The organism is Sphingomonas sp. GW821-FHT03E12 (assembly GCF_059420685.1).
The window spans coordinates 91,729-113,004 of the sequence record NZ_JBWKUF010000001.1 but is presented as its reverse complement, the minus strand read 5'-3'; the positions used below and the strand labels follow the sequence as shown (position 1 = coordinate 113,004).

Sequence of the window (21,276 nt, the reverse complement as noted above, 5' to 3'; positions counted from 1 at the left end):
GGGGGTGGCGGCAATGCCCGCCACCGCCCAAGCCCAGACCCTGGCGGTCAAACCCCTCGCCGAAGCCCGGGTGCGTTACGAGCAGGCCGATCAGAACGGACTAGCGGATGACTCCTCCGACGCCCTCACCCTGCGTGTCCGCGCCGGGTTCCAGGCGAGCCAGGGCCCGCTCACCGCATTGGTCGAGGCGCAGGGCAACCTTGCCATCGCGGGCGACTATTATGACGGTCTCCACGGCGCCGCGACCCGCCCGCTGATCGGCGATCCGCAGAATGTCGCGCTCTACCGCGCGCAGATGGCACTCAAGCTACCCTTCGCGACGCTCACTGCAGGCCGTCAGCGCGTCGGCCTCGACGACGAGCGCTTCGTCGGCAACGCCGCCTTCCGCCAGAACGCCCAGACCTTCGACGCCGTCCGCGCCGAAGTGACGCCGTTCAAGGGCCTCAAGGCCGACCTCACCTATGCCTGGGCCGTCCGCACCATCTGGGGCGTGGACGGCACCGGTGCCCGCCAGCGCGCGGTGAGCGGCGACAACCTCTTCGCCAACCTCTCCTACGCCATCCCGGTCGGCACGCTCACCGGCTTTGGCTATTGGGTCGACCAGGACGAGGCCGCGGTGCAGGGCTTCCGCCTCTCCAGCAAGACCTTCGGCGTGCGGCTCGCCGGCACCCGTCCGATAGGCAAGGCCAAGCTGGCGTATCAGCTGAGCTACGCCCGCCAGTCGGATATGGGCCGCAACCCCAACGACTATACCGCCGACTATTGGCTCGCCGACGTAGCGCTCGACCTCAACGGTCCGAAGCTCGGTGCGGGCTATGAGACGCTCGGCGCCAGCAGCGGTGTGGCGCTCACCAGCTTCCAGACTCCGCTCGGCACCAATTTCAAGTTCCAGGGCTGGGCGGACAAATACCTCACTACCCCGCCCGATGGCGTGCGCGATCTCTATGTCAGCGCCGGCTGGGGCTGGAAGGCGATAGGCCCGGCCAAAGGCGTGACGCTTCAGGCCGTCTGGCATCGCTTCGCGAGCGATCGTCTGATCCGCCATTACGGCGACGAGCTCAACCTCATGGCCTCGGCCAAGTTTGGCAAGACCACGGCCTCGGTCCGCTTCGCCGACTATCAGGCGGACCTGTTCGCCACCGACACCCGAAAATTCTGGCTGCAACTGGACTGGACGATCTGATGGAATTGCAACGCATTGCGGCCGCAAAGGACGATACCCGCGAGCACCTCGTCGTGATTGGCAACGGCATGGCCGGCTGCCGGGCGGTCGAGGAAATCCTTGCCCGCGATCCTGCCCGCTACCGCGTCACCATCTTCGGCGCCGAGCCGCGGGTGAACTATAACCGCATCATGCTCTCCCCCGTGCTGGCGGGCGAGAAGGCGTTCGACGACATCGTGATCAACACTGCCGACTGGTATGTCGAGAACGGCATCGACCTGATCGCGGGCGACCCTGTCATCGGCATCGACCGCACGGCGAAGACCGTGACCTCGCGCGGCGGCGAGGTCGTGTCCTATGACAAGCTGCTGATCGCCACCGGGTCCGATCCGTTCATCATCCCGGTGCCGGGCAAGGACCTGCCCGGCGTCATCAGCTTCCGCGACATGGACGACGTCAACACCATGCTCGCTGCAGCCGAAGCCGGCAAAGAGAATGGCGGGGGTAGCGCGGTGGTGATCGGCGGCGGTCTCCTCGGGCTGGAGGCTGCGCACGGACTCAGCCTGCGGGGCATGAAGGTCACGGTCCTCCACCTCATGCCGACGCTGATGGAACGCCAGCTCGATGAGGCGGCGGGCTGGCTGCTCAAACAGGCGCTGGAAAGTCGCGGCCAGACCATCCTGACTGGCGCCGACACCGCTGCGATCCTGGGGGAGAGCCGTGTCGAGGGAGTGAAGCTCAAGGATGGCACCGAAATCCCCGCCGACATCGTCGTCATGGCGGTCGGTATCCGTCCCTCGACAACGCTCGCCCGCGATGCGGGGCTGGAGGTCGGCCGCGGCATCAAGGTGGATGACCATATGGTCACCAGCGACCCCGATGTGTTCGCAGTCGGCGAGTGTGTCGAGCATGACGGCAACGTCTATGGCCTGGTCGCGCCGCTCTGGGACATGTGCCGCGCGCTCGCCGATCACATGACCGAAAACCCGACCGGCTATCGCGGGTCGGTCACTTCGACCAAGCTCAAGGTCGCCGGGCTCGACGTCTTTTCGGCGGGCGATTTTTCAGGCGGGGAGGGTTGCGAGGACATCGTCCTGCGCGACGCCGCGCGTGGGGTGTACAAGCGCGTCGTCGTCAAGGACGACAAGATCATCGGCGCCGTCCTCTATGGCGATACCGCCGACGGCAGCTGGTATTTCGACCTGCTCAAGAAGCAGCAGAATGTCGCGGACCTGCGCGACCTGCTGATCTTCGGCCAGGCCTTCGCCTCCGGAGGTGGGCAGGCGGACCCTAAGGCGGCCGTTGCGGCGCTTTCCGACGATGCGGAAATCTGCGGCTGCAACGGCGTCAGCAAGGGCCAGGTCGTCGCCTGCATCGCCAGGGGTGCGCACAGCCTCGACGCGGTGCGCGGCACCTGCAAGGCATCGGCCAGCTGTGGCCAGTGCACCGGCCTCGTCGAGACGTTGCTGGCACTCAACCTTGGCGACGAGGTCCAGTCCGGCCCCAAGACGATGTGCAAATGCACCAGCTTCACCCACGACGATGTCCGGCGCGAGATCGTCGCGCAGGAACTCAAGGTCATCCCGCAGGTGATGCAGGCGCTCAACTGGTCGACCCCCGACGGCTGCTCCTCCTGCCGTCCGGCGCTCAATTACTACCTCCTCTGTGCCTGGCCCGCCGAGCATGTCGACGACCAGCAGAGCCGCTTCGTCAACGAGCGCATGCACGCCAACATCCAGAAGGACGGCACCTATTCGGTCGTCCCGCGCATGTGGGGCGGTGTCACAACGCCCAATGAGCTGCGCGCGATCGCCGACGCCGCCGACAAATATGGCGCGCGGATGGTCAAGGTCACGGGCGGCCAGCGGCTCGACCTGTTCGGGATCAAGAAGGAAGATCTGCCCGCGATCTGGGGTGATCTCAACGCCGCGGGCATGGTTTCGGGCCACGCCTATGGCAAGTCGCTGCGCACGGTGAAGACCTGTGTCGGCTCCGAATGGTGCCGCTTCGGCACGCAGGATTCGACCGGCCTCGGCATCAAGACCGAACGGATGACCTGGGGTTCGTGGATGCCCCACAAGTTCAAGATCGCGGTCAGCGGTTGCCCGCGCAACTGCGCCGAAGCGACGATCAAGGACTTCGGCGTGATCTGCGTGGACTCAGGGTACGAGCTGCATATCGGCGGCAATGGCGGCATCCACCTGCGCGGCACCGACCTGCTGTGCAAGGTCGCGACCGAGCAGGAAGCGCTCGACTATTGCGCCGCCTTCATCCAGCTCTACCGCGAGGAAGCGCGCTATCTCGACCGCACCGCGCCGTGGGTCGAGCGCGTCGGGCTCGATTATATCAAGTCGCGCATCGTCGAGGATGAAGAGGGCCGCGAGGCGCTCAAGGCGCGCTTCCACGAATCCCAGCGCCACCTTCAGAAGGATCCCTGGGCCGAGCGCGCCGCGGGCGCGGAGCGCGAGCTTCACCAGCATATCGCAGAAATCCGGCCCTTTGCGGTCGTGGGAGCAGAGTAGATGGACGCCGAGTGGCTCGATATCGGTCCGGTGGACCAGTTGCCCGCAATGGGTGCACGCACGCTTCCGGTGCATGGCGGGGAGGAGATCGCGATCTTCCGCACCGCCACCGGATCGGTCCATGCGCTGGTGAACAAATGCCCGCACAAGCAGGGACCGCTGAGCCAGGGCATCGTCCACGACACTTCGGTCGCCTGCCCGCTGCACAATTGGCGCATCTCGCTCGTCACCGGCAAGGCGCTGGGCGGTGACGAGGGCTGCGTGCCGGTGATCCCGGTCAAGATCGACGGTGGCCGCATCCTGATTTCCCGCGCCGAGGCCCTCGCGGGGCTCGCGTGAGCAAAGCGGTCCGCACCACCTGTGCCTATTGCGGCGTCGGCTGCGGCATCCGCGCGACCGTGACCGGCCCGCGCGAAGTACGGATCGAGGGCGACCCGGATCATCCCGCCAATCGCGGTCGGCTTTGCTCCAAGGGTACGCATCTGGGTGAGACGGTCGGGCTCGAAGGCCGTCTGCTCAATCCCATGATCGGCATGAAGCGAGCTAGCTGGGACAAGGCACTCAATCTCGTCGCGAAACGCTTCCGCGATGCCATTGCCCAACACGGGCCGAACAGCGTCGCCTTCTATGTCTCCGGTCAGTTGCTCACCGAAGACTATTATGTCGCCAACAAGCTGATGAAGGGCTTCATCGGCTCGGCCAATATCGACACCAATTCGCGCTTGTGCATGTCGAGCGCGGTCGCCGCGCACACCCGCGCCTTCGGCGAGGATGTCGTCCCGGCGAGCTATGACGATCTCGACGCCGCCGACCTGTTCGTCCTTGTTGGATCGAACACCGCCTGGTGCCACCCGATCGTCTATCAGCGCATCCGTGCGCGGTGCGAGGCGGGGGCCCGCCTCGTCGTCATCGATCCGCGCCGTACCGAAACCGCCGAGGAAGCGGACATCCACCTGGCGGTCCGACCGGGCAGCGACGTCGCGCTGATGAACGGCCTGCTCCAATGGTGCCGCGAGACGGGCGCGCTCGATCAGGACTATCTTGCCGCGCATGTCGCCGTGCCGGAGGATTTCTGGGACAGACTTGGAGAGGGGAGCGACCTGTGGTCGGTGGCGCGCGTCTGCGACGTGCCGCTTGTCGACCTCAGGCGTTTCTACGAATTGTTCGCTGCCAATCCTCGCACCATCACGCTGTTCAGCCAGGGCGTGAACCAGTCGATCAGCGGTACCGATCAAGGTAATGCGATCATCAACGTCCATCTCGCCACCGGGCGGATCGGCAAACCGGGCGCGGCGCCCTTTTCGATCACCGGACAGCCCAATGCGATGGGCGGGCGCGAGGTTGGGGGACTCGCTTCCACCCTCGCCGCGCATATGGACTTCGCGCCCGAGAACCGTGAGCGCGTCCAGCGTTTCTGGGCTTCGCCGTCGATCGCCGAAAAGCCGGGTCTCAAGGCCGTCGACCTGTTCCGCGCGATCGACGAGGGGCGGATCAAGGCGCTGTGGGTGATGGCGACCAACCCGGCAGTGTCGATGCCCGACGCCGGCCGTGTGCGTGAAGCGCTCGCTGCCTGTCCCTTTGTCGTGGTCAGCGATGTGATGGAGCGCACCGACACCGGCGAATATGCGCATGTCCGCCTGCCAGCTGCTGCCTGGGGTGAGAAGGACGGCACCGTCACCAACAGCGATCGCACGATCAGCCGCCAGCGCTCGCTTTTCCCGCTGCCCGGCGAGGCGAAGCCGGACTGGTGGATCGTCAAGGAAGTCGCGCGGCGCATGGGGTGGAAGACGCCCTTCGCCTATGACCGTGCCGCCGAGATCTGGCGCGAGCATTGCCGCCTGTCGACCTATCAGAACGATGGCGCGCGCGTCTTTGCGCTGCCGCATGGCGGCGCGGGCGGCAACGCGGCGTATGAAACGATGGAACCCCAGCGCTGGGGCGGCGTGCCGTTCGCCGATGGTCTATACCCGACCCCCGACCGCCGTGCGCGGCTGGTGCCCGTGACGCAGCGGCCTTTGCAGGATCGGATCGCCAACTGGCCGATGACGCTCAACACGGGTCGCTATCGCGACCAGTGGCACACCATGACGCGCACGGGCCTGTCGCCCAAGCTGGCCCGCCACCGCGAGGAACCCTTGGTGGAAGTCCATCCGGACGACGCTGCGACACTCGGCCTCGAAGACGGCGGTCTCGCTCGCGTCGCGACACCGCAAGGGGAGAGCATCTTCCGCGCTTCCGTCACCGACGCGCAGCGGTCCGGTGAGCTGTTCACACCGATCCACTGGACCGATCGCACCTCGACCGGCGGACGCACCGGCCTGCTCCCGCGCCCGCTCACCGATCCCTTCTCGGGCCAGCCGGGGTTCAAGCTGACCCCGGCGCGGATCGAGCCGGTTTCTGCTGAATGGCGTGCCTTTCTGATCGTCACGGGCGAGCCGACTGCGCCGCCAAAATGCCTCTGGGCGACCCGCGTCGCAATCCCCCAGGGGACGATGTGGGAGATGGCGGGCAATGGTGACGCGCTGCAGCTCGACAAGCTGCTTCCGGCAGGCGAGCGGGTTGAGGCGGTCGATGCCGCGCGTGGTACCCGGCGCGTCGCGATTCTGCGCCACGATCGTCTTGCCGCTGCGCTTTTCGTCACGCGTACCGGCGAGCTGCCGCCGCGCGACTGGCTGATCGCCCAGCTCTCCGCGCCGCAGGTCGCACCTACGCTTCTCGCAGGCCGCGCGCCGGGCGCGCAGCCCGACCGCGGCGCAGTGATCTGCGTCTGCTTCGATGTCGGCCTCAACACCATCATCGCCGCGATCCGCAACCAGCAATTGACCGACGTTCCCGCGATCGGCGCGGCGCTGCAAGCGGGCACCAACTGCGGCTCCTGCCGCCCCGCGCTCGCCCGCATCCTCGCCGAAACGAGACAGGAGGCCGTGAATGTCTGATCACTCTGGGGCTGACGACTTTCCTGCAGGCAGCGTGTGGCTGGTCGGCGCTGGTCCGGGCGATGTCGAGCTGCTCACACTCAAGGCCGCCCGCCTGATCGCGAAAGCGGAGATCGTCTTCTATGATGCGTTGGTTGGCCCCGGCATCCTCGCGCTCGCCCCCGATGCCGAGCTGGTCTCCGTCGGCAAGCGCGCGGGCCGCCATTCGAAGGACCAGCGGACAATCGACATGCTGCTCGTCACCGCCGCACGCATGGGCAAGCGCGTACTGCGCCTCAAGGGCGGCGACCCGTCGCTGTTCGGGCGCTCGGCGGAGGAGATGACGGCGCTGCGCGATGCGGGCATTCGTGTCCGGGTCTGTCCCGGTATCACCGCGGCCAGCGCCGCCGCGGCTTCCGCCGGCGTCTCGCTGTCGCTGCGCGGCACCGCGCGCGAGGTGCGCTTCGTCACTGCACACAACCGCAACGGCGCCGCGCTCGATCTCGACTGGCAGGGGCTGGCCGCGGGCAAGTCAACGCTCGCTTTCTATATGGGCCGCGGTGCTGCGGGGGAAATCGCGCGCCGGCTGATCGAGGCTGGCCTCGATCCGGCAACCCCTGTGCTGATCGCGTGCGATGTCAGCCTGCCGCACGAGCGGCGCCTTGCCACCCGGCTCGATCTGCTCAGCGTCGCGACGCGCGCTTTTGCGGAGGATGCGCCGACGCTGATCCTGGTCGGCGAGGCGGTGCGGATGGCGGGAAAGCAGCTGCTCGCACCGCCGGCGATGCGCGAGGCGATGCATGGGCAGCCCTGAGCGGATCTTCGTGCCCGGCTGCGCCGTGACGCTCGACTTTGACGCCGCGCAGGCGATCCTCGCCGCGCAGGCACTGCCGCTGGGCACGGAGTATGTCCCTCTGGCGGCGGCGGCGGGCCGCTTGCTCGCCGAACCGATCGTCGCCCGGATCGATTCCCCCCGTCGCGATTGTGCGGCGATGGACGGCTATGCCCTGCGTAGTGGGGATCTTGTCGACGGCGGTTCCTTGCGCGTCATCGGCGCTCGCTATGCGGGCGCAGGGGAAGGGGGAGCGATCGGCCCGGGCGATGCGATACGCGTGATGACCGGCGCGCCGCTGCCCGAGGGCGCCGACCGGGTAGTGATGATCGAGCGTTGCGAAATGACCGGCGACCGCCTGTACGCCACGCCCTACCCCGGCGAGCGCGCCCATGTCCGCCCCCGCGCCAGCGACTTCGCCTGCGGCACGCCCCTTCTGCAGAGCGGTGCCAGGCTCGATCCCTTCGCGCTGGTCACCGCTGCGGCGGCGGATGTAGCGGCGGTGACGGTGTGGCGCCGCCCGCGCGTCCGGATCGTCGCCACCGGGGACGAGATCACCGCGCCCGGCGGCGCGAAAGCCGCGCCGCATCTGATCCCCGACAGCCTGTCGCTCGCGCTCGCCGCCTTCTGCAACCAATGGGGAGCAGCCGAGATATGGAGTACGCGTGTTCCCGACGATCCGGCGGCGATCCGATCCGTGACCCTCACGGCTCTTGGCGACAGCGACGTGCTCGTCCTTGCCGGGGGTGCCGCGCGCGGCGACCGTGATCATTGCCGCAGCGCGCTGCAGGCGCTTGGCCTCGACCTCGCCTTCGCCGATCTGGCGATCAAGCCCGGAAAGCCGGTTTGGTTCGGGCAGCTGGGCGCGCTGGCCGTCCTTGGTTTGCCGGGCAATCCCACAGCGGCGCTCACCGCCGCGCGCCTGTTCCTTGCCCCGTTGCTCGCAGGACTGGGTGGCCGTGCGCCCGCATCGGCCCTGCGCTGGACAATGCGGAAGGTCGCGTCGCCGGTAGCGGAAAACGGCCCCCGCGAGGCGTTCCTGTGCGCTTTCGAAGAGGATGGGGCCGTCCGTGTCCTGGATCGCCAGGAAGCTTCGGGCCAAGCGCTGCTCGCGCGTGCCGACTTGCTCGTCCGGCGCGTTGCGAACGCTATGCCGATCGATGCCGAGATGCCGGTCCCCGCACTATCCTTGCGAGAATAGGGCCATGGCCGTGCTTGGAGCGATCCTGGCGGGCGGCGCGTCCCGCCGCTTCGGGAGCGACAAGGCCCAGGCGCTGGTCGAGGGGCATACGCTGCTCGAGCAGGCCCGGGCCGCATTGGCATCGCAGGTCGATGATCTCGTCCAGTCGACCCGTGCGCTCATGGGTCGAGAAGGTGGGTGCGGGTACCGTTGATGACACCCTATGGGGACTGCGCAACCTCAATCGGCCTACCGGCCTAGCTTAGCGGGGAACGATGTCTGCTATTCTGGTTTCAATCCCACAATCGGCCAGCCCGCCCGCGGCTCAGTGAAGAACTCAGCGGCTTGCGGATGGTTTTAGCTAGCTGGGGCGGACGGTAGGGCTGAGAACACTCAGGATCGGGCACGGCCGGCGCTTCAAGCCGTTTGATGACGGTCGGATGCAGGCGAAACTCAGACTCAACAAGGCGAGGTTGGCGTTTGCGCGCGTGATCATCCATATCAGCGGTACCTTGCAAAGGGCGCTCTGGGCTTCAGGATAACCCCCGCCAACATCGCGATGACCGCCCGAGAACCAGACTTCCTTGGCGTCCTGCGGCTTCGCCCCCGCATGCTTGAATGGGCTTCCCCAATATTCCTGATCATTCGGCCAGAGCTGCTGCCGGAACATCGTGCGTCGCTCGTCGATCGCTACGGTGTGCGAAACGGCTTCGACGCTCGTGTTCCTGCTGGTGAATGCGTGAGACTTGAGCCGAGGGCCATATCGTCCGCTCTCGATCACCGAAGCGACGGTGTCGAACAATCCCAGCATCCGGATTGGCGGCCGGTCCGGGTCTAGAATGCGCTCAAAGAGTCGGATCTCATCGAACGCTTCCTTCTTCTCTTCTTGATCCTCTCCGATCGATTTGTAGGCGCGATAGACATAGTCGAGCAGATTGAGGTTGCGCGGCTCGACCACCCTTTGCTCTCAAGCTTTTCCAGATTTGCGGCAAGCCTGACCGGATCGAAGATGAGCGGCAGGCGTACCCGGTCGGGGAATAGTTTGGGGCTACTGCTCATCAAGTCCATTGTCGTTCGGTGATACGGCGGCGCGCGTGTCGGATAATCATGCATGCGGAGAACGGGGTGACAAGCGGCTTCGATACCTTTCAGCGGGCGATTCTCGCCGACGATTCGCTGCAGGCAGAGCTTGATGACACAATCTGCGCCGACGCCTTTGTCTTGCGGGCGCAGGATATTGCGCGAAGGCTCGGGCTGGACCTTGATGATGAGGCGATTCGGCCCCGGTCGCGCAGAGCTGCGGCTGTGGCGAGCCCCACATGGGCACCGTCTGGCTGGCTTCCGGTCGCGTTAACGGAATATGCCGGACAAGTTGCGATCGACTGGGCCCGCTTCGGCCATGCGCCCATCGACCGGAGCTTTTATGCCGATGCCATCGCGACCGCGACGTACCGGCCCTTCAACCGGGTGCTGCGGTACGCGACGACGCTCGACGCGTTCGTCGCAGCCGCGCCGGCACAGCCTGCCGCCTCGCTGGGCGGGCTGGTCTTTCACATGTCGCGTTGTGGTTCGACTTTGGTCGGGCAGATGTTGGGCGTGCTCGACGCGACGATATCGCTTTCCGAGCCGGGGCCGCTCGATTCCGTGGTGCGGTTCGCCCTTGCCCGGCCCGATATACCGCAAGACCGGCACGTCGCACTAATGCGGGCAATGGTCGCCGCCCTGACGCGACCAGTAAAGGGCGAGCAGCGTTGCTTCATCAAGCTCGACAGCTGGCACATATTGGCGCTGCCGTTGTTCCGTGCGGCGTTTCCCGATGTCCCTTGGATCTATCTGTTCCGCGATCCGGCGGAGGTGCTTGTGTCGCAGCTGCGGATGCGCGGCTATCAGACCGTGCCGGGTCTGGTGCCCGATGGGCTCTACGGACCGGCCGACGGAATCCCGGTCGCGGCTGAAGAGCAGTGCGCGGTCATTTTCGCGCATTATCACGCCGCCGCGATCGCCGCGTTGCGAAACGGAGATGGAATGGCGGTCGATTATGCGGCGCTGCCCGAAGCGTTCGAACAGCGGATCGCGCCGCATTTCGGCTTGGACCTGACCAGCGCGGAACGAGCCCGGGCGGCGGCGCGCGCATCGCGCGATGCGAAGTTCCCGGACTCGCGGTTCGAGCCCGACGGCAAGGGCAAGCGCAGTGAGGCCGGTGCCGCGATCGGTGATGCGGTGGCCCGGTATCTGGCGGGGCCGCATGCGGAGCTGCGTGCGCTTTCGATACGATAGATACGTGCCGGCTACAGCTCGCCGGGGCGCCAAAGCATCGGAATATGCAGTCCGTCCTGGCTCTGACCTTCGACAAACCCCATGCGCGCGTAGAGCGCGTGAGCGCGCCGATTGTTGATCGCAACGTGTAGCGCGATCCCGCTGGCTCGGGCATCGACGGCATGTGCCTGGGCCCAGCGGACAAGGGCGGTGCCGATGCCTCGCCCGCGCGCATCGGTCGCCAGCAGAATGTCGATCAGTCGCCATTCCCGGGCCGAGCGATCGAGATAGAAGCGGCCGAGAGGCGCCGAATCGGCATCGCAGACGATCCAGAAATCGGCGCGCCGGAAGTGGCGGACGAAATGGCTGTGCTGCAGCCGAAACTGGCTGTCGAAAAAGGCCTGCTTCTCCGCCGCGCTCCACGGAGCGAGCGGCATCTCCGAATTGCGGAGGCCTGCATAGAGGCGCGCGAGCAGCGGAAGGTCGTCGCTTGTTGCGCGGCGAAGCGCGATCGTTCGGGCGGTGAGGTGCGGATCGACTGTTGGAGCGGATCGCCCGCGCGGGAACGGGGGCAGTGCCGCGTCCACCATCGTCTTATCCCCCCCCTGGTCTGCAACGCGATCAATCATGGCAACTTCACAAGCGGGTTGTCACCGTGCAATCCGGAGCGTTAGCGTACCGCGGACGGGTGGGGAGGGGTTTGATGCATTTATTGACGCCGGAGGATTTCGAGCCCTGGGTCGGGCGCAAGGTGCGTCTTAACACATTGCCTGATCCGGTGGAGATCACGCTGGCCCGCATCGAGCGCCGACCGGCGTTGATCGGCATTGATGTCCGTCAGCCCTTCTCGCTCTTCTTCGAAGCGCCGCTGGAGGTCTATCTGATGAATGCCTCGTTCGAGATGGACTGCGGTAAGGGCGGTCCACACGAGATCCTGATCACCCAGCTGGTGCCTACGGCTACCACGCGCCACTATCAGGCGGTCTTTTCCTGACCGGCGGGCCGGGTTCGCGGCCTCGACCATGAAAGCTCGGCCGCGCAACTGCTTGTGCAGCGCGCGGCCGACTCTTTCGGAACCCTGGCTTAGTTCCGCGAGGGGAACACGCCTTCCAACGCAATGTTGGTCTGAATGCCGAGATAGGGCTGCATCAGCGATGATGGCTGGCTGCCACCGGCGTTGCCCACGGTCACGGTGCCGCCACCACCGCCGCCCGCGATGTTCAGGCCGCCCAGATTGACCGGCGTCGTACCCGACTGGCCGGCCGGCACATAGAAGGTCGGCGTGACACTGCCCGAAGAGTCATTGGCGACGCCAAGGAACGAGCCGGCGGCCGGTGCCGCGGTCTCTGCGGAGAGCGCGCCGGTCATCGCCTGGAGCGTGCCGGTCACCGGGGTCCCGCCGGTCGGTGTGAAGGTGGCCGGGTGGTTGTGGATCGGCATCTGCGCGAGGGTGAGAATCTGGCTGTTCACACCACCGAGCTCGCCCAGAGTGATGGGTGTGAGCCCTGGACCGTTGCCCTGACCGACAAAGACGCGACCCCGCGAGTCGGGGAGACCGAACGTGCTCTGGCCGTTGCCGCCATAGACGGTGCCGAGCAAAGAGAACAACGCGGCATTCTGGCTGATACCCATGATCTGGCCCTGGCATGGCGCCCAACCGCGCGGCGCGAAGTTGAAGCCAACCTGCATGATCTGACCAACAAAAGGTTCTGACATTCTACCCCTCCCATTTTGAATCGGGAGGGATCGTAACTCAAAAATCGTAACGTGTCCCGTCCATGTTTCCAAATCAGAGTGGAATCATCTGAAGTATCGGATTCGGAGCAATTATTGTGAGGAGGGGGTTGCCAAACCTCAAGTCTGTTCTCCGAGGTGAGATTGCACGCATCTGAATTTATATGCATAAAGCGGCAAATTTTTACGGTTCTGTCTCATTTGCTGAGTTATCTCATGTAAGTGTGGGTGTTGCGGTCAAGGGGGATGCTTGCCGCTTCATCGTGAATCGACTGTAAAGAATGTATTGGATGCAGATCCGGTGCGTGGATGTTGGGGTCGGGGGATATGAAGCAGCTTTTCACGCCAGTGGCGGCCCATGTGGGGAACATGGTGCGTGCCGGGACCGGAGGGCGCGCGGTGTGCCGGACCTCAGGGTGGCAATGGCTCGTGGCGCTGATGGCGCTGCTTCCCGATTTCGGTTCGCTGTCGAGCGGCGTTCGCCGGAAGGCGCACGTTCTGGTGTTGGCGCTGGCGGCAATCCTTTCCCTACTCGCGCCGGTTGCGGCCCATGCCGCCGATGGCGATGGCTGCAACTACCTCAGGAACAATCCAAGTTTCTACGACAACGCCAGCTATAACGTCAGCAGTAGCGGGCCGGCGACCCTCATCAATCAGGCACCGTTCGGAAATCAGACCGGCGTCGTCAATTTCGCGGCGGGGACTGAGGTCTACTACGCGTACACGGTTTCCAGTTCCGCGGTGAACGCGCGTTTGAATCGCGCGCCGCTTGCGGGTGTCGCCACTGTCTTTGTGGATACGAACACCAGTGGCAGCGGCTCCATAACCTTGCCAGTGGACTCTCGTTTCATGGCGGCATCGGCCTATGTGCCGGGTGCCGGTTCCGGCACGGTGACCTGGACGATCTATTGCGCTGTCAGGACCACTCAGGCGGTGGCTTCGGCCACGGGCACCGTGAACACGGCGATGAACTTCACGCCGGTCACTGCGGCCTTCGGCTACGGGACCTATGCCTATGCGCTGAGCGGCGGCACGCTCCCGAGCGGCATGACGTTCAACACCAGCACCGGGGCCGTCAGCGGCACGCCGACCGCCGCGCTCGCCGCGACCAATTTTACCGTCACCGTAAGCCACCAGGGGACGGGTACGTCGTCCAAGAGCTTCCAATTGACGGTGAGCCCGCCGCCGCCCACCGTGACCTCCGTCTCGCCCACTGCCGGCCCGACCGGGGGCGGCACGAGTGTGATGATCAACGGCACCGGTTTCGCGACGGCGGACCCGACGGGCGCCGTCAAGTTCGGCGCCGCGAACGCGAATTACACGATCCTCAGCAACACGCAGATCTCCGCGACCTCGCCGGCGAATTCCGCAGGGACGTACGACATCACGGTGACGACGCCCGGCGGCACCAGCGCGACCAGCGCGGCGGATCAGTTCACCTATATTACGGCGCCGACGGTCACGTCGGTCTCACCCGCTGCCGGCCCGACCGGGGGCGGTACCACGGTGACGATCACCGGCACCGGCTTTGCGGCGGCGCCCGGAACAGGCGCGGTGACGTTCGGCGCGGCGAACGCGACTTATACGATCAACAGCAACACGCAGATCACCGCGACTGCGCCCGCCGGCAGTGCAGGCACGGTCGACATCAGGGTGACCACGCCTGGCGGCCCCAGCGCGACCAGCGCGGCGGATCAGTTCAGCTATATCGCCCCGCCGGTCGCCAGCTCGTTCACGGCGTCGGCGGTGGCGTACGACGCCGCCGGAGTGAACTTCAGCGTTGCCGGCCACGCGACGAACAGTCCGACCAATTTCGCGGTCGGTTCGGCCACGACCGCCCAAGGCGGGTCGGTTACGGTCGATTCCGCCGGGCTGGTGACCTACACCGCGCCGACCGGATTCCGTGGCAACGACAGCTTCACCTTCACGGCGACCAATCTGGGCGGCACCTCCGCTCCGGCGACGACCACGGTTCCCGTGAGCAATCCGACGCTATCGTCCTCGCTCGCCGGCGGCAGCGGCACGCGCGGCCAGGCCTTGTCCGGCGTACAGATCAACACCAGCGGCGGCCGGGCGCCCTATAGCTGCGGCACCGTGCCGGCATCGGGTTCGCTGCCGGCGGGGACGGCGATCAACGCCGACTGCACCATCACCGGCACCCCCGCCGCGAGCGGCACGTTCACCTTCACCGCGACCGTCACCGACAGCTCGCTCGGCACCGGCCCGTTCACCCAGACAACCGGCACGCTCTCGCTGACCATCGCCGCGCCGACGATCACCCTGTCGCCCGCCTCAGGCGCGCTCCCGGGTGGGACGGTCGGCACCGGTTATTCGCAGAGCTTCACGGCAAACGGCGGTACGGCCACCTACAGCTATGCGCAAACGCTTGGCACGCTGCCCGGCGGCCTGACTCTGTCGGGCGGCACGCTGTCGGGCACGCCGACCGCCACCGGCACCTTCAACTTCAATATCACGGCGACCGACAGCTCGACCGTGGGCAGCGGCGGTCCTTACACCCGGACCCAGTCGTACAGCATCACCGTGGCCCAGGGCGGCCAGACGATCACCTTCGGCACGCTGTCCGACGCCTCGCTTTCGGCGTCGCCGCTGACCCTTTCGGCAACGGCGTCATCGACCCTGGCGGTCAGTTTCGCCTCGACCACCACGAGTATCTGCACCGTTTCGGGCACCACACTCACCCTGTTGCAGACGGGCACCTGCTCGATCACCGCGAGCCAGGCGGGTGACGGCAACTGGAACGCCGCGCCCGACGTCGTCCGGAGCTTCACCGTGACTCCGGCGAACCTGACGATCAACGCAGCCGCCGCTTCGGGACTCCAGGTCGGCGCCAGCTATAGCCAGGCCAACACCGCCGCGGGCGGTCTCGCGCCCTATACCTATACGCTCAACGCCGGTGCGTTCGTGCCGGGCACGACGCTCAGCAGTTCGACCGGTGTCGTCTCGGGCACACCGACCGTCGCCGGCAGCTTCTCTTATATCGTCCGGGTGAGCGACTCGCAGGGGCCGCCCCGTACGGCGGACACCGGAGTCACCACGGTCACGATCGCCAAGGGTAACCAGACGATCAGCTTCACCTCCACCGCTCCGTCCGCGTCGGTGGGGGGCGCTGCGTACAACGTGACCGCCGCGGCCTCTTCCGGCCTCACACCCGTCCTTACGATCGATGCCGGTTCGGCCGCGATCTGCACGCTCTCCGGCGGCTCGGTCACCTTCCAATCGACCGGCACCTGCGTCATCAACGCCAACCAGGCCGGCGATTCCAACTGGAACGCCGCCGCGCAGGTCCAGCAGAGCGTCACCGTCGGCGTGGCGAGTGCCATCACCACCTCGGTCAGCTTCTCGACCAGTTCGCTGGATGTCGGCCAGACCGGTACCGCGACGATCACCTTCACCAATCCCAATGCCTCGGCTTCGCCCAACATCGCGCCGCTGTTCAGCGGCTCGGCGCTGGTCAGCCGTGGCACGCTGGGCGGCAGCTGCGGCGCCAGCGGTTCGGATAGCGGTGCCAACTTCCAGTTCAACGGCTTCAGCATTCCCTCGGGCAGCTGCACCGTCACGATCGGCTATACCGGCACCACGGCGGGTTCGACCGCCGGGTTCTCGCTCGGTGCCTTCACCCCGAGCGGCTACCCGACGACGCCGTCGGCCCCGAGCGGCAGCTTCGCCGTCGTCCCGACGGTGACCGGCGTCGCACCGCCTTCGGGCCCGGTCAGCCAGGTCGTGACCGTCAGCGGCACCGGCTTCAGCACGACGCCGGGCAACAACACGGTGACTTTCGGTTCGGCGGGCAACGGTAATGTCACTGCGGCGAGCGCGACCTCGCTCACCGTCACCGCGCCGGCTGCGGGCTCGGGCGCGAAGGCCGTGACGGTCACCGTCAACGGGCAGACCAGCACGACCTCGGCAACCTTCACCTTCATCGACAAGCCGATCGCGGCGAACAAGCCGGGCGTAGCGGTGCCCTATAACAGCACCGGCACGGCTATCGATCTTTCGGCCTCGATCACCGGCGGTCCGCACAGCAGCATCGCGATCGGCACGGCGCCGACGCACGGCACGACCAGCATTGCGGGCGATGTGGTGACCTATACGCCGACGGCCGGCTATTTCGGTACGGACAGCTTCACCTATACGGCGACCGGCCCGGGCGGCACTTCGAACATCGCGACGGTAAGCCTGACGGTGGCAACGCCGACAGCACCAACGGCTGCCAACACGAGCGCCGCAATCCCCTATAACAGCACGGGTACCGCGATCGATCTCGCGCCGTCGATTGGCGGGGTCTATTCGAGCGTCGCGATCGGCACGGCACCGGCGCATGGTACGGTGAGCATTGCCGGTGCCGTCGTCACCTACACGCCGACTACGAACTATTACGGCGCAGACAACTTCACTTACACCGCGACCGGACCGGGTGGCACATCTGTGCCCGCGACCGTGACTCTGACCGTGGCAAATCCGCCAGCACCAGTTGCGGCCAACCGCAGCGGCGTGGCGGTACCCTATGCGAGCACGGGCACGGCGATCGACCTGACCAGCTCGATCACAGGCGTTCACACCAGCATCGCGGTGGCGACTGCACCGGCGCACGGCACGGTGACGGTTGCCGGCAATGTCGTGACCTACACGCCGAGTGCGACCTACTTCGGCGCGGACAGCTTCACCTATACGGCGACCGGACCCGGCGGCACGTCCGCACCGGCAGCGGTGAGCCTGACCGTGGCAACGCCCGGGGCGCCGACCGTGGCGAACCTTAGCGGTGTCGCGGTGCCTTATGCGAGCAGCGGAACGGCGATCGACCTGACCAGCTCGATCAGCGGCGTTCACACCAGCATCGCGGTGGCGAGCGCACCCGCGCACGGCACGGTGACGATTGCTGGTAATGTCGTGACCTACACGCCGTCGGCGACCTACTTCGGTGCGGACAGCTTCACCTATACGGCGACCGGCCCGGGCGGTACGTCGTCGCCCGCGACGGTGAGCCTGACTGTCGCGACCCCGGCTGCGCCGGTTGCGGCTAATCGCAGCGGCGTCGCAATACCCCATGCGAGCAGTGGCACGGCGATCGATCTGACCAGCTCGATCAGCGGCGTTCACACCAGCATCGCGGTGGCGAGCGCACCCGCGCACGGCACGGTGACGGTGAGTGGTAATGTCGTGACCTATACGCCGAGTGCGACCTACTTCGGTGCGGACAGCTTCACCTACACGGCGACCGGTCCGGGCGGCACATCGTCGCCCGCGACGGTGAGCATGACCGTGGCAACACCCGGGGCGCCGACCGTGGCGAATCGCAGTGGCGTCGCGGTGCCCTATGCGAGCAGCGGAACGGCGATTGACCTGACCAGTTCGATCAGCGGCGTTCACACCAGCATTGCGGTGGCGAGCGCACCCGCGCACGGCACGGTGACGGTGAGCGGCAATGTCGTAACCTACACGCCGAGTGCGACCTACTTCGGCGCGGATAGCTTCACTTACACGGCGACCGGCCCGGGCGGCACGTCCGCACCTGCGACGGTGAGCCTGACCGTGGCTACTCCGCCGACGCCGGTCGCGGCCAACCTCAGCGGCGTGGCGGTGCCCTATGCGGGCGGCGGAACGGCGATCGACCTGACCAGCTCGATCACGGGCGTGCACACCAGCATTGCGGTGGCGAGTGCACCCGCGCATGGCACGGTGACGGTGAGTGGCAATATCGTGACCTACACGCCGTCGGCGACGTACTTCGGTGCGGACAGCTTCACCTATACGGCAACTGGCCCTGGCGGCACTTCGGCGCCGGCAACGGTGAGCCTGACCGTGGCGGTGCCGCCGGCACCGACGGTTGCCGATCGCAGCGGTGTGGCGGTGCCCTATGCGGGCAGCGGCACGGCGATTGACCTGACCAGTTCGATCACGGGCGTCCACACCAGCATCGCGGTGGCGACTGCGCCGGCGCACGGTACGGTAACGGTGAGCGGCAATGTCGTGACCTACACGCCGTCGGCGACGTACTTCGGCGCGGACAGCTTCACTTATACGGCGACCGGACCGGGCGGCACGTCCGCACCTGCGACGGTGAGCCTGACCGTGGCCAATCCACCGGCACCGGTCGCGGCGAACCGTAGTGGCGTCGCCGTGGGTTATAACAGCCCTGGCACGGCGATCGATCTGACCAACTCGATCAGCGGCGTGTACACGGGCGTTGCCATCACGACCATGCCCGCACACGGCACGGCAACGGTGAGCGGAAACCTGGTCACCTATGTCCCGACCGCGGGCTATTATGGCGCGGACAGCTTCGCTTATACGGCGACCGGTCCAGGCGGCACGTCGTCGCCCGCGACGGTGAGCCTGACCGTAGCCAATCCGCCGGCACCGGTGACGGCGCCGGGCACGGGCAGCGTTTCCGGAAACACGACGGCGACGAACAACAGCGTGGCCATCGACCTGTCGGTACTGGTCAGTGGTGTTTACGGTTCGATCCAGATCGCAACCCAGCCCGCGCACGGCGTGGTGACGCTGAGCGCAGGCGTGCCCTATATCGCCACCTACAAGCCGGCGGTGAACTATGCCGGCGCCGACAGCTTCACCTTCGTCGCTGTCGGCCCGGGCGGCACTTCGACGCCGGGAACCGTGACCGTCACGGTTGTCGGCCAGGTGCCGGTCGCAACGCCGAAGACGGCGAAGACGGGCGATGGAGAGATCGTTTCGGTGATGCTGACCGACGGTGCGGACCGCGGTCCGTTCACCGGCGCGAATGTCGTCAGCGTGACGCCTGCGAACTCGGCGACCACAGCGATCGTCGCGGTCGGTGCTGGCGCCTATCGCCTCGATGTGACGCCGAACAACCGGTTCGGCGGCACGATCGTGGTTACCTACACGCTCAACAACGTGTTCGGCACCTCGGCGCCGTCGACGGTGACGCTCACCGTCGAGGCGCGCCCAGATCCACGGACCGATCCGGTCGTGGGCGCGATCAGTGACGCTCAGGCGGAAACGGCGCGCCGCTTCGCCCGTGCGCAGGTGTCCAACTTCATGCGCCGCGCCGAGCAGCTCCACGGCGATAGCGGTGGTGCCGGTGCGGGGATGGGGATCACTCTCAACTCGCGCGACGGCTCCGGGATGATCGATCGGTTCGACGATTCGACCTGGGGCTTGCTGATCACCGATCGCATGCGCCGGTCTAGCGAGGATCCGGCAATCGGCCGGGTGGCAAATGACCCGCGCTCGCCGCTCTCGCGGGCGGATGCGCTCGGTGACGGCCGGATGCTCGCCACCGCCGGCGGTGTGACGGGTGGAGGGGCCCCGGGAATCGGGGGCGGCAATGCGAATGCCGCCGCCGAGCCGGGATCGGGATCGGTCGACGAGGACGGCAAGCGCCGGATCGGCTCGGTCGCCCTTTGGGCAGGCGGTGCGATCGAGATCGGTACGCGCAACGAGACCACCGACCGCAGCAAGATCACTGCGACCACCGCTGGCCTCAGCGGCGGCGCCGATATCAAGCTGGCGGACGGGATCATCGTTGGCGTGGGCGGTGGCTATGGCAACGATCTGAGCCGGATCGGCACTGCGGCACAGGTCCGCGGGACCAGCTCGCTCTACGCCGCCTATGCCAGCATTCTGCCGGTCGACGGCATCTTCCTGGATGGCATGATCGGCCGCGGCCAGCTCGACTTCTCCACGCGGCGCTTTGTCAGGGTGGTGAATTCGGAAGCGCGCGGAAGCCGTGACGGCAGCTACACCGTTGCCGCGCTCTCGCTCGGCGTCGATCAGACCAGCGGTCCGCTGCAATGGTCGCTCTATGGCCGCGGCGAGTATCTCGATGCTGATCTCGACGCCTATGCCGAGAGTGGTGCGGGACGCTATAATCTACGCTTCGACGAGCGTGAGGTGCGCTCGGTGATCGGAACGATCGGCGGCCGTATCCAGTATCGCCAGAAAGTGGGCTTCGGTTCGATCATCCCGCGCCTGCGGGTCGAATGGAACCATGAGTTCGCCGATATCGATCCGCAGTTGATGGACTATGCCGACATCCCCGGTGCGGCATTCTACTCGCTGCCGGGTAATGGCTGGTCGCGTGAGCAGTTCCAGCTGAGCTTGGGCACCCGCATCGAACACCTGCTGGGCGGCTGGGCGTTCGACTTCGAGACCGGGTGGCGGGGCGGTCAGGGTGGTCGGGCTGGAACGCTTCAGCTGCGCGCGTCGCGGCGGTTCTAAGGGGTGTCGGGACCGGAGAGGCGCTGAACCTGCGCGATGATGTCGAGCCAGATGACGGTCGCCTCGGCCCGGGTCACGTCCATGTCGCGATCGACCAGGGCAACGCGCGCCTCACGCTTGCCGCCACGCTCGATACGCTGGCTGTCCATGCCGGTGATCTGGAACTGATCGTAGAGGTTGCCGGTCGGAATGCCGAAATTCTCGACGGTGACGTCGATGCTCGGTTGCGGGCGCAGGCCGGCAGCGGTTCGCGCCGCGGTTTGCGCCTCAATGCGGGCGGTTGTTGAAGCGGTTTGCGGCACGGCGGCGAGCGTGCGCCGGATCGCGTCGTCGAGGCCCAGCGGCGGCGCTTGAGCAAGCGCTGCCGATGGCAGACAGACGGCCACGACAAACGCGGCCCCGAACGGGGAATACATGCGGAATCTCCCGATCCTGAACGGTCAGCGGCGCGCGCA

At 66.5% G+C, this 21,276-nt stretch carries 14 protein-coding genes; 10 read left to right on the top strand and 4 right to left on the bottom strand.

Annotation, left to right across the window (positions count from 1 at the left end; all coding sequences use genetic code 11):
• The first annotated feature begins 13 nt into the window (after positions 1-13).
• The 7 genes from AC07TU_RS00405 to mobA are packed head-to-tail and all read left to right on the top strand — an operon-like array spanning position 14 to position 8,825.
• Positions 14-1,183, top strand: coding sequence for a hypothetical protein (locus AC07TU_RS00405; protein ID WP_495185941.1), 1,170 nt, complete (start codon positions 14-16; stop codon positions 1,181-1,183).
• Entirely contained in the window at positions 1,183-3,684 is a 2,502-nt protein-coding gene (nirB, locus tag AC07TU_RS00400) for a nitrite reductase large subunit NirB (RefSeq protein WP_495185940.1), read from the top strand. The genes AC07TU_RS00405 and nirB overlap by 1 nt, the downstream gene beginning before the upstream one ends.
• Complete coding sequence (nirD, locus tag AC07TU_RS00395; RefSeq protein ID WP_495185939.1) at positions 3,685-4,023, top strand: nitrite reductase small subunit NirD; 339 nt, start codon at positions 3,685-3,687, stop codon at positions 4,021-4,023.
• Positions 4,020-6,620 (top strand): molybdopterin-dependent oxidoreductase, encoded by a 2,601-nt coding sequence (locus tag AC07TU_RS00390; RefSeq protein ID WP_495185938.1) that lies wholly within the window; start codon positions 4,020-4,022, stop codon positions 6,618-6,620. The genes nirD and AC07TU_RS00390 overlap by 4 nt, the downstream gene beginning before the upstream one ends.
• Positions 6,613-7,413: a uroporphyrinogen-III C-methyltransferase gene (cobA, locus tag AC07TU_RS00385; protein WP_495185937.1), complete on the top strand. Its 801-nt coding sequence runs from the start codon at positions 6,613-6,615 to the stop codon at positions 7,411-7,413. The genes AC07TU_RS00390 and cobA overlap by 8 nt, the downstream gene beginning before the upstream one ends.
• The gene (locus AC07TU_RS00380; RefSeq protein ID WP_495185936.1) at positions 7,400-8,632 is read left to right on the top strand and encodes a molybdopterin molybdotransferase MoeA; all 1,233 of its coding nucleotides are present in this window, start codon (positions 7,400-7,402) and stop codon (positions 8,630-8,632) included. The genes cobA and AC07TU_RS00380 overlap by 14 nt, the downstream gene beginning before the upstream one ends.
• A 4-nt stretch (positions 8,633-8,636) precedes the next feature.
• The gene (gene mobA, locus AC07TU_RS00375; protein ID WP_495185935.1) at positions 8,637-8,825 is read left to right on the top strand and encodes a molybdenum cofactor guanylyltransferase; all 189 of its coding nucleotides are present in this window, start codon (positions 8,637-8,639) and stop codon (positions 8,823-8,825) included.
• Between the two features lie 147 nt (positions 8,826-8,972).
• On the opposite strand, the gene AC07TU_RS00370 is transcribed toward mobA, so the two are convergent.
• Entirely contained in the window at positions 8,973-9,569 is a 597-nt protein-coding gene (locus AC07TU_RS00370) for a phospholipase effector Tle1 domain-containing protein (protein ID WP_495185934.1), read from the bottom strand.
• 149 nt (positions 9,570-9,718) lie between these two features.
• On the opposite strand from AC07TU_RS00370, the gene AC07TU_RS00365 reads away from it, so the two are divergent.
• Positions 9,719-10,888, top strand: coding sequence for a sulfotransferase family protein (locus tag AC07TU_RS00365; RefSeq protein WP_495185933.1), 1,170 nt, complete (start codon positions 9,719-9,721; stop codon positions 10,886-10,888).
• An 11-nt stretch (positions 10,889-10,899) separates the two neighbouring features.
• On the opposite strand, the gene AC07TU_RS00360 is transcribed toward AC07TU_RS00365, so the two are convergent.
• Positions 10,900-11,457: a GNAT family N-acetyltransferase gene (locus AC07TU_RS00360; protein ID WP_495185932.1), complete on the bottom strand. Its 558-nt coding sequence runs from the start codon at positions 11,455-11,457 to the stop codon at positions 10,900-10,902.
• Between the two features lie 113 nt (positions 11,458-11,570).
• On the opposite strand from AC07TU_RS00360, the gene AC07TU_RS00355 reads away from it, so the two are divergent.
• The gene (locus AC07TU_RS00355; RefSeq protein WP_495185931.1) at positions 11,571-11,861 is read left to right on the top strand and encodes a DUF6916 family protein; all 291 of its coding nucleotides are present in this window, start codon (positions 11,571-11,573) and stop codon (positions 11,859-11,861) included.
• Between the two features lie 89 nt (positions 11,862-11,950).
• On the opposite strand, the gene AC07TU_RS00350 is transcribed toward AC07TU_RS00355, so the two are convergent.
• Positions 11,951-12,583 carry a phage tail protein gene (locus AC07TU_RS00350; protein WP_495185930.1) on the bottom strand — a complete coding sequence of 211 codons (633 nt, stop codon included), beginning with the start codon at positions 12,581-12,583 and terminating at the stop codon, positions 11,951-11,953.
• Positions 12,584-12,928: 345 nt separating this feature from the next.
• Between AC07TU_RS00350 and AC07TU_RS00345 the strand changes: the two genes are divergently transcribed.
• The gene (locus AC07TU_RS00345) at positions 12,929-20,821 is read left to right on the top strand and encodes an Ig-like domain-containing protein (protein WP_495185929.1); all 7,893 of its coding nucleotides are present in this window, start codon (positions 12,929-12,931) and stop codon (positions 20,819-20,821) included.
• Here AC07TU_RS00345 and AC07TU_RS00340 read toward each other — a convergent pair.
• Complete coding sequence (locus AC07TU_RS00340) at positions 20,818-21,237, bottom strand: hypothetical protein (RefSeq protein ID WP_495185928.1); 420 nt, start codon at positions 21,235-21,237, stop codon at positions 20,818-20,820. The two genes, AC07TU_RS00345 and AC07TU_RS00340, sit on opposite strands and share 4 nt — an antisense overlap.
• Positions 21,238-21,276: the final 39 nt, after the last annotated feature.